This window comes from Vibrio sp. YT-17 (assembly GCF_033337375.1).
Taxonomy (GTDB): Bacteria; Pseudomonadota; Gammaproteobacteria; order Enterobacterales; family Vibrionaceae; genus Vibrio; species Vibrio alginolyticus.
In genome coordinates, this window is sequence record NZ_JAWOQP010000037.1 from 15573 (window position 1) to 28594 (window position 13022).

The 13022-nt window shown below is 42.9% G+C and carries 9 protein-coding genes; 6 read left to right on the top strand and 3 right to left on the bottom strand.

From position 1 onward, the window contains the following. Positions 1-113 precede the first annotated feature (113 nt). Positions 114-1679 carry an arylsulfatase gene (locus tag R7F67_RS22570; RefSeq protein ID WP_130546076.1) on the bottom strand — a complete coding sequence of 522 codons (1566 nt, stop codon included), beginning with the start codon at positions 1677-1679 and terminating at the stop codon, positions 114-116. A gap of 388 nt (positions 1680-2067) precedes the next feature. Between R7F67_RS22570 and R7F67_RS22575 the strand changes: the two genes are divergently transcribed. Further along, positions 2068-4398, top strand: a complete 2331-nt coding sequence (locus R7F67_RS22575; RefSeq protein ID WP_017821944.1) for a tetratricopeptide repeat protein — start codon at positions 2068-2070, stop codon at positions 4396-4398. 46 nt (positions 4399-4444) lie between these two features. Here the strand turns inward: R7F67_RS22575 and R7F67_RS22580 are convergent, their stop codons facing one another. Next, the gene (locus R7F67_RS22580; RefSeq protein WP_372434443.1) at positions 4445-5173 is read right to left on the bottom strand and encodes a formylglycine-generating enzyme family protein; all 729 of its coding nucleotides are present in this window, start codon (positions 5171-5173) and stop codon (positions 4445-4447) included. 238 nt (positions 5174-5411) lie between these two features. On the opposite strand from R7F67_RS22580, the gene R7F67_RS22585 reads away from it, so the two are divergent. From R7F67_RS22585 to R7F67_RS22595, 3 genes are all read left to right on the top strand, one after another. Further along, entirely contained in the window at positions 5412-6737 is a 1326-nt protein-coding gene (locus R7F67_RS22585; protein ID WP_104975283.1) for an anaerobic sulfatase maturase, read from the top strand. Positions 6738-6790: 53 nt separating this feature from the next. Next, entirely contained in the window at positions 6791-7888 is a 1098-nt protein-coding gene (locus R7F67_RS22590) for a hypothetical protein (protein WP_065274487.1), read from the top strand. A 162-nt stretch (positions 7889-8050) separates the two neighbouring features. Continuing rightward, positions 8051-9049, top strand: a complete 999-nt coding sequence (locus R7F67_RS22595) for an HAD family hydrolase (protein WP_005385672.1) — start codon at positions 8051-8053, stop codon at positions 9047-9049. Between the two features lie 107 nt (positions 9050-9156). Here R7F67_RS22595 and R7F67_RS22600 read toward each other — a convergent pair whose 3' ends face one another. Continuing rightward, a complete protein-coding gene (locus tag R7F67_RS22600; RefSeq protein ID WP_318057390.1) occupies positions 9157-10674 on the bottom strand; it encodes an arylsulfatase in 1518 nt (505 codons plus the stop codon). 247 nt (positions 10675-10921) lie between these two features. Between R7F67_RS22600 and R7F67_RS22605 the strand changes: the two genes are divergently transcribed. Continuing rightward, positions 10922-12358, top strand: a complete 1437-nt coding sequence (locus tag R7F67_RS22605; RefSeq protein WP_225478180.1) for an arylsulfatase — start codon at positions 10922-10924, stop codon at positions 12356-12358. A 152-nt stretch (positions 12359-12510) separates the two neighbouring features. Further along, a partial coding sequence (locus tag R7F67_RS22610; RefSeq protein WP_171343225.1) for a hypothetical protein occupies positions 12511-13022 on the top strand: 512 nt, incomplete at its 3' end.

Here is a 13022-nt window from a genome sequence, read left to right on the forward strand (position 1 = left end):
CCACTTTGTATAGGCTAAACAGGCGATTTAAGTAAGTTCCTATGTGGCGATACACATAAGCCAGCAGAATGGTCTGCTGGCTTATGTTACTGATTAACTAACGTTAACTTAGTTTACTTAAACTTGCTGATTTCTTGTTCAACTTTGTCTAGTTGTTGCAGCTTCTCTTGCATTTTTAGAGAGTCGTAGTTTAGTGAAGCAGGGTTCATCGCTGTGCCACGCTGCATTGGGTATTCTGGAAGTGTTTTAAAGAACTCTCCCACAACGTCTTGTACAGGTACAAATAGCCACATGTTGTCAGCCATCCAACGCAAGTACATTTGTGATTCGCTTGGGCCTTTTTCGAATGGGTCAGCGCGTAGGTGGATGATTTTAGGCCAGTTCGGAGCAAAACGAACTGCGTTACTTAGGTTCCCTTCAAGCGTTGCAAAGTGAAGTTTCCAGTCATTCCAGCGGACAGCGTTTAATTCACCATTAGACGTAAAGTAAAGCAGCGACTCACGAGGGCCTTTTTCTTCCTTACCTTCAAAGTATGGCATGAAGTTATAACCATCTAAATGCACACGCCATTCTTTGCCATTTGCTTTGTAGCCTTCTGCCAGTTTTTCTTTTACATCAGGTACGCCAGCAGCTGCCAATAATGTAGGCAACCAGTCTTGGTGTGCCATCATTTCATTGATCTTGGTTCCTGGCTTAATGACGCCTGGCCAACGAACCAGTTGAGGAACACGCATACCGCCTTCCCAAGTTGTACCTTTTTCACCATGGAATGGTGTTGCGCCACCATCTGGCCAAGTCATGGTTTCTGCGCCGTTGTCCGTTGAGTAGATAACGATAGTGTTGTCTGCAACACCTAGCTCATCCAGCTTGTCGAGTAAAACACCTACATGATCATCATGTTCCAGCATACCATCGGCATAAATGCTTACACCTGATTTACCTTGGTATTTTTCCTGCAAGCGAGTCCAAACGTGCATACGAGTGGCGTTATGCCAAATAAAGAAGGGTTTATCCGCCTTAACTGCTTTTTCCATAAATGCCAAAGAGCTCTCTAGGAACTCTTCATCTGCGTGCTCCATACGTTTTCGTGTCATCGGGCCAGTGTCTTCAATCTTACCGTCGGCATAAGACTTAATGACACCACGAGGGCCATAGTTTTTACGAAACTCTGGGTCTTTAGGGTAGTAATAAGTTTCAGGTTCTTCTTCTGCGTTTAGGTGATATAAGTTACCGAAGAATTCGTCAAAGCCGTGTTTTGTCGGTAAGTGCTTATCTTGGTCACCTAAGTGGTTTTTACCAAATTGACCCGTCATGTAACCTTGTTCTTTTAACAGATCTGCAATGGTTGGTGCCCAATCAGGTATGCCGTGGTCAGAGCCTGGCATACCAATTGTTAACAAACCCGTACGAAATGGCTCTTCACCCGTAATAAAGGCAGCGCGACCAGCAGTACAAGACTGTTGTCCGTAGTGATCTGTGAACAACGCACCTTCATTCGCGATACGGTCGATGTTTGGCGTTTTGTAACTCATCATACCTTGGTTGTATGCGCTGATATTCCAGTAGCCGATATCGTCACCAAAAATTGCCAGTATATTCGGTTTGTCTGCTGCTATAGCAGCACTAGACGCCGCTAACAGTCCTGCGCCTACAGCGATTTTGCTCAATTGATTTGCCATAAAAACTCCAGATTGTTGAGAGTAAAGATAAGCACAAGTGAGCCTTATGCTTAGTTGCTGCATAAGTTAATGATGTATATAGAAAAATCCTCTTATACTCGATATAACTATAAGTTATTGCTAGGTAGTAACCATTTGTTAATTAAGAAGAAATAGGATTGTCCTGTTAGTTTGTAGAGATTCGTAAAGTAGATTTAGATCACTGAAGAGCCTTATTTTTATTGCGTAGTAGAAGAGGGGATGGAAATGAAAAACAATAGGATGCTCGCTTGTTTTACGGTCCTAAAGCAATACTAAAGTCGTTATGTATTGCTTGTAATTATTTGTATAACCAGTGATTTAGTGTCTATATTGATTTAGGTTGTGCATTATAAATATAAGGATATCTATGAGTCAGTGGGCAGGCCGGTTTCGTATTTTATTGCTGGTCAACGTTGTTGTCAGTTTTATGGCTTTTTCTCAAGAGTTATTAACAGAGAAACCAAATATTCCTTTAGGCTTAAATCCAGAATATGCTGGCACACAAGCTTGTATAGATTGCCACCAAAACGAGGTGGAGGCCTGGAAAGGGTCACATCACGATATGGCCATGAAGCATGCAAGTACAACCTCTGTGCGTGGTAATTTTGATAACCATGTGGTAACACACAAAGGAATGCCTAATCGTTTTTTTAAAAAAGGCGGCGAATATTGGGTCAACATTCAAGGCTCTGACGGGCAATGGCATGACTATAAGATCAGCTATACATTTGGCTGGGAACCATTACAGCAGTACATGGTCGAGTTTGAAGATGGCCGCGTGCAGCTTATTCCTTTTGCTTGGGACACAAGAGCTAAAGTTGAAGGGGGACAGCGTTGGTTTCATCTTTATCCAGAAACGACAACAACGGATGAATTCTATTGGACCAATACCGGGCAAAATTGGAACTTCATGTGTGCTGATTGCCATTCAACGCACCTAAAGAAGAATTACGACGCTGACAAAAACACTTACAACAGCTCATGGTCAGAGATTAATGTGGGATGCGAAGCATGCCATGGTCCTGCTAGTCAGCACATAGAACTGGCCAAGAAATACAAAAATGCTGGCACTTCTTTTGAGCATGACAGCCATTATGGCTTTGATCGAAATTTGTCTAAAGCAGTGTCGGATTGGGTGTTTGAGGAAGGCCATAGTACGTTACAGCCGAAATCAATTGAAGCAACCAATCAAGTGCAAACATGCGCTCAATGCCATAGTCGCCGAACCCAGTTAAATGAAACAGGTGATCATGTTAAAGGTTCCTTTTTTGATAAATATCGCTTAAGTCTTATAACACCTGAACTCTACTATCATGATGGACAGATTTACGACGAAGATTATGTTTATGGTTCGTTTCTTCAATCTGAAATGGCGGAGAAGGGGGTCACGTGCACTAATTGCCATGATCCACACACGGCAGAATTAACGATCCCAGAAGAGGCAGTATGTTCGCAATGCCATATTGCATCTGAATATACACCTGAAAAGCATACCTTTCATAAGGCTGGATCTGAAGCATCGCAATGTACGACTTGTCACATGCCAGAAACGACTTACATGCAAGTCGATCCTCGTAGAGACCACAGTTGGCATATTCCACGACCAGATTTGAGCAAACATATTGGAACGCCCAATGTTTGCATGTCATGCCATGAAGATAAAAGCAATCAATGGGCCGATGAACAGATAGCAGAATGGTACCCGAATTCGAAGTATCGTAATCAGCAACATTTTGCTGTCGCATTTTATGCGGATTCAATTGGTCATCAAGGAGCAGCAAATGCGTTAGCATACTCTGCTCAGGATTCGTCTTTAAAAGACATTATTCGCGCCTCAGCCCTGGAGAGGATGGGAGGCAATACAGACCAAAATACAACAGTATCTTTGGCTAGGGCCGTTAAGAATGAGAATGAAATGGTTCGATTAGGGGCAATTTCAGGCTCGTCTGGTTATGAATTTCATGATCGGTGGCGGATTCTAGAGCCATTGCTTGATGACCCGGTGCTTTCAGTGAGAACGGAAGCTGCCTCGGTGCTGGTAGCGAACTACGCACAAATGACCCCTTTACAAAAAGATATCATTAAATCGCCTTTAGAAGAGTACATGGAAATTCAAGAGTTTAATGCCGATCGTGGTTTCGGAAGAACCAATTTGGCGAATGTGTACCGCAGCTTAGGTGAAATCGACAAAGCGGCCGAGCTGTATAAACAAGCGATCAGCATCGAACCCTATTTCGAAAATAGCTACGTTAACCTAGCAGATTTGTATCGTCACCTAGGTAAAGAAGAAGCTGCGCTCACGGTGCTACAACAAGGGATGAAAGCTCAACCTAAATCCAGCACGTTACCATACAGCGCAGGTCTTTCTTTGTTGCGTCAAGGCAAAGCTGATGATGCGAAAAAGCTACTTAGACGCGCCGCAGAAATTGGTGAAACTAATGCTCATTATTGGTACGTGTACGGTCTAGCTCTAGAAAAAAGCGATGTTCTAGAAGCCAGTAAAGCGTTGCAAACAGCATTTGAAGTCGGTGGCAATCCACAGCACTTGTATGCTCAATGCGAGGTTCTAGCGAGAAATCATAAAAAAGGTGCTGTCGCTTTTGCTTTCGATAGGTGCATACAAGAGCTTAGTCACTATGCACCTAAACAAGCTATTGATCAGCTTAAAGCCTCTATTGTCGGGGTCAATAGGAGCTAATTACCAAAAGTGGAGCTTTTATCGCTCCACTTTTTTCTTACTTAGTTTAATCAGCGTCTTTCGCTAATCTCAGCCCCATGTCGGACATGATGACTGACTGGCTAGCAAAATCGCGACGATAGTTTTCGGATTCGTCAGCATCATAGGCAAAGCTACCACCTCGTACAGACTTGTGTGCAAGGCTTTCTTTTTCATCTTTTGCGTTTACCGGATTATCACTTGGTGCTGATTTGTAATAACCTTCATCAAACGCATCAATAACAAACTCACCAACATTACCCGTCATATCGTATAAGCCAAGCTCATTCGGTTTTTTCTGACCTACCTTGTGTGCCTTATTGTTTGAGTTACTGGCATACCAGGCAACGTCGTTAATATCATCAGCTCCCGCGTAAGTGAATCCTTGACTTAGATTCCCCCCTTTCGCTGCAAACTCCCATTCTGCTTCTGTGGGTAAACGATAGTGCTCTCCCGTTTTTTCATTCAATTTCTTTATAAAATAATTGGCTTGTTGCCAGCTAATGTTATTTACGGGCGTATTTGGGTTTCTAAAATAACTCAGAGAAGAGCCTGTAACCGATTCGAATAACTCTTGGGTTACCTCAAATTTTGCCAAATAGAAATCTTCCACGCGAACGGTGCGAGCCGGGCGCTCGGATTTATTTGCTGACGGATTATCCGAGCCCATCGTAAATTGTCCACCTTCAATAAGAACCATATCTTGATCGATTTTTTGGGCAAGAGGGCTAGGTTGTGTTGTTGCACATCCAGTCATAATTAGCGAAATCGAAATAGCGGCACCAAGGTAAAGAGTATTACTTTTGGAATGCTTCATAGGGGAGCTCCATCAACATTTATGATCAAAGAATTTTATCAGGCAAGTCTATGAAAAACAGTTATACACACTATAACAAGCGCCACGAATAATTGAACATTATCATCACACTAGGCGATTAACTTAATGATTAGTCTTAGCGCCGTTGGGCACAGGCTAGCAACTAAGAAGGTGATGAATGCACATAACTCAAGGTCCGCAGTTCAATGGAAAAGCATCCAAGCGATTACATGTCATGGCGAAACCTATCGGTGCAGTGTGCAATATCGATTGCACCTATTGTTACTACCTAAGCAAACAAGATTTACTTGAGTACAAGCCAGGCTGCTCACCAGTCATGGATGAGGAAACGCTCGAGACCTATATCCGTCAATATATAGCGGGACAAAATACACCTGAAATTATTTTCTCTTGGCAGGGTGGTGAGCCGACAATGCTAGGTTTGGATTATTTCAAGACAATTGTTGAGCTACAGAATAAATACCGTCCCGATGGCATTACGATCTCCAATGACCTCCAGACTAATGGCACACTGCTTAACGATGAATGGTGTGAGTTTTTAAAGGCGAACAACTTTCTCGTCGGTTTAAGCATTGATGGCCCAGAAATGATGCACAACGCTTACCGAACAAACCGAGCTGGTAGAGGCACATTCCGGCAAGTTATGAATGCGGTTGAATTATTACATAAGCACGAAGTAAAGTTTGCTACGCTCACTTGTGTTAACAACTTGACCGGCCGTAACCCACTTGAAGTGTACCGATTCTTGCGAGATGAAGTACGCTCCCCTCAAATGCAGTTTATTCCAATAGTTGAGCAGAAAACATTCAGAACAACCGCCCCTCAAACTTGGGAGCCAAACGAGCAACTAAAGCAAGGAGATAAACGGTTGATCCCAGGTCATAAAGATGCCGTTGTTGAGCCTTTTTGCGTTGCGGATGAAGCATGGGGAAATTTTCTGATCGCGATTTTCAATGAATGGGTTTTACACGATATCGGCAACGTGTTTGTGCAGTACTTTGAAGCCAGTATCGAAACCTGGATGGGCAGAAAAAACCCACTGTGTACGTTAGGTGAAATCTGCGGGAAGGGCTTAGCAATGGAGCCTAATGGTGATGTGTTTGCGTGTGATCATTACGTGTACCCAGAATATAAGGTTGGAAACATTCATCACGAAAAGCTCGATACGCTCGCTTATAGCTCTGAGCAGCAGAAATTTGGGTTTGCTAAAAGTCGTACGCTGCCCCAACAGTGCCTTCAATGTGATTATCAATTTGCATGTTTTGGAGAATGTCCCAAAAACCGTTTTATCCGTACTAGGCAAGGTGAGCCTGGTCTTAATTATCTCTGCGCGGGTTGGAAGAAGTTTTTTACCCATGTTGATCAGTCGATGGCGTACATCTTACGAGCGACAGGTAACCCAGTGGTTCACGGTAAATACAGTGACCAGATTCTACGCCAGCAAGCTACTCAAACACAGACTGTGTTTGAAACGAAGTTTTAAGATAGTCACTACGCCTGCTACAGGCCCGGAAATGAAAGAATATAGGTTATTGAATGCAAAAAATTAAGCTGCTCTCTAAATCATTACTCGTGATCTCGATCGGCATTGCTGCGAGTCAAACAGCAGTGGCACAAGAAACAACATTGCTAGACCCAGACCAGGTATCGCCGACAACGGTTGTCACTCCACAAGAAGCTCAAATGACACCGGCGCAACGAGTCGAAAAGCTGTCTTATGATGCGCAAAATAAAAAGTTGTCTTCAGAAAAACGTATTGATGCTTTACGTGAGTTAGCCAACTATCCAAGCCAAAATGCATTGGTTGCAGTTGCCCGTGGGTTGCAGGATGAAGATGCAGGTATTCGCGAAGCTGCGATCGTGGGAGCACAGCCATATATGATTGAGCACCGTTGGCGTTTGATTTCACCATTATTGAGTGATGACGCCGCCATGGTGCGAATTACAGCAGCGATTAACCTCGTTCGAGATTACGCCAATTTGAGTTCGGAGCAACAGCAGTCACTTGAGGGGCCTGTTTCAGAGCTGACAGCACACTTGTCCAGTAAGAACGATAATGTTTCCAAGTTATTACTTGCAGACGTTTACCGTTGGCATCGTGATTGGGATAAAGCGGCGCTGATATACCCAGAGTTAACTAAGCTTGAGCCAAACAACCCTCAAGTTTGGTTAAGCTATGCAGACAACTTCCGAGCGCAACAGCTAGACCAAAAAGCTATCAACGTGCTTGACGAGGGTATCAAGCTAAATTCAGAAGATGCCTCGCTGCATTATTCTAAATCTCTCGCTTTGGTTAGATTAGACAAAAAGAAAGAAGCGGCGTTTGAAATAGACAAAGCTGCGACGATGGCAAAGACGAACAGTTACTTTTGGTACTTAAATGGTGTTCTGCAAGAAGAGTTAGACTTGAAGAAGTCTGTCAACGCTTTTGAGCAAGCGTATTTGATATCCGGTGCTCCAGAACAATTGTATGCCGTGTGTGACATCTATGTTAGATACGGCAACCCTAAAACGGATGACTGTTTAACAGAGCTAACGAAGGTCGCTCCCGACTATGTTATTGAAGAGCTCAATCAGAAAAAGGGACGTAAAAGTGCCCCTACATCAGTTGAAGCCAATGAATTTAAACTCTAATCGTTAAATTCCATGTTTCTATTTTAATAAAATAGCGGACTAGATTGGTGACATTGTCACTTTTTGGTGGCCGTTGCATATTTCAGTTCAATATGCGCCTGTTTCAATTGAACTATACTTTTGATTGGATTCGCACCTAGCACCTCAATATAAGGAATTAAGATGGCTATAAAGTTAAAGACGATTGTCTTAGCAACAGGTTTTGCTCTGTCTAGTTACGCTGTTGCTGCTGATATGCAAGATCCACTTCCGTCATGGAACAACACTGACGCTAAGCAAGCTATTATGGCGTTTGTTACGAAAACAACGACCCAAGGTTCGGATTCCTATGTTCCTGAAAGCCAACGAATCGCGACGTTTGATAATGATGGAACACTTTGGGCAGAAAAGCCTGTTTATCTACAGTTGTTTTTTGCGATCGATAGAGTAAAAGAAATGGCCTCTGAGCATCCTGATTGGAAGACAACCGAACCCTTTGCTTCCGCATTAAAAGGTGACATGGAGGGGATTGGTAAACAAGGACTCGAAGGTGTAATGAAGCTTGTTATGGCAACCCATTCTGGAATGTCTACTGAACAGTTTCATCAAGAAGTTAAGGAATGGTTGAAAACGGCTGTCCATCCAACAACGGGTAGACCATACACTGAAATGGTCTATCAACCTATGCTCGAACTGCTCGACTATTTAAGAGCGAACGACTATCAGACCTACATCGTTTCTGGAGGCGGAATTGAATTTATGCGCGTTTGGGCGCCGGAAGTATACGGCATTCCAACGCAAAACATCGTGGGAACGACGTTAAAGGCGGAATATCAAAGTGTTGATGGAAAACCTACCATCCAACGCATGCCGGAAATAGACTTTGTCAATGACAAAGCAGTAAAGCCTGTGACGATTCAAAACTTCATTGGCAAACGTCCGGTAATGGCGTTTGGTAATTCTGATGGTGATTTACAGATGTTAGAGTGGACGAAAGCAGGTTCAGGTCCAAGATTTTCTGCGATTATCCATCACACGGATGACAAGCGTGAATGGGCGTATGATAAAGATTCGCATGTTGGTAAGTTAGATAAATCGTTTAAAGTAGGTGAAGAGCAAGGTTGGCTATTTGTCGATATGAAACAAGATTGGAATCAAGTGTTTAAAGAGAGCACTAAATGATAATCTTTGTTTGACCATAACTTGCTGCAACCAAACAATTGCAACGAAATAAAAGGCCTCACAATTGAGGCCTTAGTTAATTCCACAATAGCTTCGATACCTAGGGTCTAGTTTCTAGGTTGCTGTGTCATTGTTTCTACCACTTTTTCAATACTTAACGAGCTACCTTTCGTTGCAGGGAACTCCTTAAATGTCTCTAGGAACTTACGCACGATAGCTTGAGCAGGAACGAACATCCACATTTGATCAGCGTAAAAATGTCTGACGTAAAGTGCTGCATCTGGACCGACCTCAAATGGATCCATACGAAGGTTTACAATCAAAGGCCAACTAGGTGTTTTGCGGTATGCCTCATTAATGGCACCCTCCATAATACTGAAGTGGATCTTCCAGTCTTTATAACGAACGGCGTTTAAATTACCACCAGCATCGAAGTAAAAGATTTCTTTGCGTGCGCCTTCATCAGCTTTACCAGTCAGCAGATCAAGTTGGTTGTAGCCATCTAAATGTGCTTTAAAGGTTTTGCCCGCTGCTTTATGACCCTTCAATAGTTTTTCTTTCACATCAGGTTCGCCCACAGCTGCGAGTAGAGTTGGCATCCAGTCTTCTTGTGAAAAGATATCGTTGATAACCGTTCCTGGTTTAATGTTTCCAGGCCAGCGTACCATCATCGGAACGCGGAATCCGCCTTCCCAAGTCGTACCTTTTTCGCCCTTGAACGGTGTAGTACCACCATCTGGCCAGGTAAATTTCTCAGCGCCATTATCAGTACTAAAAACAACAATGGTGTTATCTGCTACGCCTAGCTCTTCAAGTTTATCAAGCATGACACCTACTTGATCATCTAGGTCCATCATGCCATCGGCGTATAAGCCGTAACCAGACTTCCCTTGATATTCTTCACTCAAATGTGTCCAGACGTGCATACGGGTTGAGTTATGCCAAATAAAGAATGGTTTGTCTTCTTTTACTGCTTTTTCCATAAAGGCCAAGCTAGCATCCATGAACTCTCGGTCTACGTTTTCCATACGCTTACGAGTAAGGGGACCTGTGTCCTCGATTTTGCCATCCGCAGTCGCCTTCAACACGCCTCGAGGTCCGAATTTTTTACGAAACTCTGGATCTTTTGGATAAAACTCAGACTCAGGCTCTTCTTCCGCGTTTAAATGGTATAGGTTACCAAAGAACTCATCAAACCCATGGTTAGTTGGTAGGTGCTCATCTTGATCACCAAGGTGGTTTTTACCAAACTGACCAGACACATAGCCGTGATTTTTAAGTAACTCTGCGATAGTAGGATCTTTCGATTGAATACCCTCTTTTGCGCCGGGCATACCAATAGTCAATAGACCGGTACGAAACGGATGTTGACCCAGAATAAATGAGGCTCGTCCGGCAGTACAACTCTGTTGTGCGTAAGCGTCTGTGAAAATGGCACCTTCATTGGCGATTTTATCAATGTTAGGAGTCTCCCCTCCCATCATACCATTGTGATATGCACTAATGTTGTATACACCTACATCGTCACCCCAGAACACAAGGATGTTGGGCTTATCGGCAGCAAAGGCTGTGGACGCAGCTAATGTACCGACCAATGCCATTACCTTTTTAATCGAGTTTCGCATGAAAATCCTCCGCGATAAATGAATCCATTATCGTTATATAACGTTACTAATTGTGTTCATCATGGCGAAGTCGAGTGAGATGACACCAAATGAGACAATGTAGTCAGTTGAATATAGTAGAGGTTTTTTGTTGCTTCCAAGTAATCCCTGTTTTTCAAAAATGTTAACTAACATGGACTAGACTTTAGTGTGTTTTAAGTGTGATAAGACGCACTTACAGGATTGAATTTCAATGAAAGGCGACACTATGAAAAATAAACTAGCAACTATCCTGTTTCTATGTATCCCGTTAGAAGTGGTTGCGGAAGAGACACCAAATGTCGTGGTAATGTTGGTTGATAACCTTGGGTGGGGGGAACTAAGTTCCTATGGGAGTACCAGAGGTGTTGAAACTAAAAACTTAGATCAACTTGCTAGAGAAGGTGTACGCCTTACTAATTTTAATGTGGAACCGCAATGCACGCCAACTCGCTCCTCATTCATGACGGGGAGGCGAGCGCTTAGATCTGGGACAGATAAGGTTGTTTGGGGAGTGCCTTACGGTATGGTGAACTGGGAGATAACCATTGCAGAGAAGTTTAAGGAACAAGGATATAACACGAGCCTTTACGGGAAATGGCATTTGGGAGACCAAAAAGGGCGCTTTCCAACGGATCAAGGCTTTGATGAATGGTATGGCATTGCAAATACGACGGATGAGTCAGAATATAGCTCTCAACCCGGTTATAAAGCTATATTACCTAAACCTCAAATCCTTTCAGCTAGAGCAGGGCAGGATCCTAAAGGGGTCAAAGAATATAATTTGGACTCACGTAGAACGATTGACAGTGAGCTAGTTGAACATGCCACAGATTTTATAAATCGAAATGTGAAAGAGAATAAGCCATTTTTCTCTGTAATTACTTTTACTCAACCACATTTACCGACGCTGCCTCATCCTGATTTTATTGGTAAAACAGGCAAAGGAAATTACTCAGATGTGTTAGCTGAGATAGATTTTCGAGCTGGGCAAGTTATTGGTGCAATAGAAAAAGCAGGAATTAAAGACAATACACTAGTGATTTGGTTTTCTGACAACGGTCCAGAGTGGCATATGCCATACCAAGGCTCTAGCGGACCATGGCGTGGTGCGTACTTTACGGCTCTTGAAGGCTCTCTCCGAACACCATTTATTGCCTCTTGGCCTAACCACATCAAACCGGGCAGAGTGAGTGATGAAATTATCCATGTTGTGGATCTATTTGCCTCACTTTCTCATGTCGGTGGATACAAATTACCAAGCGATAGAACAATAGATAGTATTGATCAGTGGGCCTTTTTAAAGGGAGATAGTGAAAAGTCTAATCGAGATGGTTTCATCGTTAACAATGGATCTGAAACCTACGCTTATAAGTGGGAAAATTACAAGATGCACTTTATTGATCAAGATATCATGCCGGAGAAAGGGCGCCCATTACAGATCCCTGAAATATACAATTTGATTGATGACCCTAAAGAGGAGTTTGATTTAAGAAATAATGCCACATGGTTATTTCCTATCATGATAGGAAAGAGAGTAAAGTTTGAATCTTCCGTTTCAACAAGCTGCGATACGATTCCTTTCCCTGCTCCATTTGGATATGAGCCCGATTGTAGCAAGGGGAATTTCAATCAATTTCCAGTGGATGGATTACGCCAGAAGTAGTTTACCCCAATGGCTCTTTCTCGCATACATGAGGTATGTTTTTGGTTCAATATCTCATTAGAGCCATTTAGGGCCATGTTTTTTCTAGTTTCATTTGAACAGTCATATTCGTCGACCATACTTAAAGTTCGTTGTTTCATATGGGGCGAATTATGCAGCCAATACTCTACATTCAAATCGGTAATGTTCTTTGGGCGGTTTTAAGTGACGGTTCTTGGATCCAAATGTTGCCCAACGAACAATTAGTTCCAGAAGTAGAGGTGGTTGTTCTTAATACTGACATTCTCGATATTGCATTTAATGAAGATACAACAAGTGAGGATGAATCGAGTTCGAATGATCTTTTAATTGCATCTCAAAACGGTATTGAATCCACTTTTAATCAGAGCGTTCGAGATTTTAGTGAGTCTTCTGGTGGGTTAAGTTTTGTTGCCTATATTCGCGCTGTTTTACCTGAGCAACTCGTTTCTAATGGCTATGTTACTAGGCCAGCAGTGCAAGAAAGAGAGAACCCAACTTCTGAGACTCAGGCTCCTGAGCGGTTGAATCCCGATGCTATATTAACGGTGGATATTCTTGATGGCGGCGATGGATACGAAAACCAGTTTGAAGTTCCTAGTGTCACGATTCAAGGTGACGCACTCAAGATAAGCGATGAGTGGCT

Excerpts from the sequence above, each read along its gene's own strand:
- R7F67_RS22595 (WP_005385672.1), top strand. The coding sequence starts at position 8,051 with ATGGCTATAAAGTTAAAGACGATTGTCTTAGCAACAGGTTTTGCTCTG.
- R7F67_RS22585 (WP_104975283.1), top strand. The coding sequence starts at position 5,412 with ATGCACATAACTCAAGGTCCGCAGTTCAATGGAAAAGCATCCAAGCGA.
- R7F67_RS22580 (WP_372434443.1), bottom strand. The coding sequence starts at position 5,173 with ATGACTGGATGTGCAACAACACAACCTAGCCCTCTTGCCCAAAAAATC.
- R7F67_RS22600 (WP_318057390.1), bottom strand. The coding sequence starts at position 10,674 with ATGCGAAACTCGATTAAAAAGGTAATGGCATTGGTCGGTACATTAGCT.
- R7F67_RS22590 (WP_065274487.1), top strand. The coding sequence starts at position 6,791 with ATGCAAAAAATTAAGCTGCTCTCTAAATCATTACTCGTGATCTCGATC.
- R7F67_RS22570 (WP_130546076.1), bottom strand. The coding sequence starts at position 1,679 with ATGGCAAATCAATTGAGCAAAATCGCTGTAGGCGCAGGACTGTTAGCG.
- R7F67_RS22575 (WP_017821944.1), top strand. The coding sequence starts at position 2,068 with ATGAGTCAGTGGGCAGGCCGGTTTCGTATTTTATTGCTGGTCAACGTT.
- R7F67_RS22605 (WP_225478180.1), top strand. The coding sequence starts at position 10,922 with ATGAAAAATAAACTAGCAACTATCCTGTTTCTATGTATCCCGTTAGAA.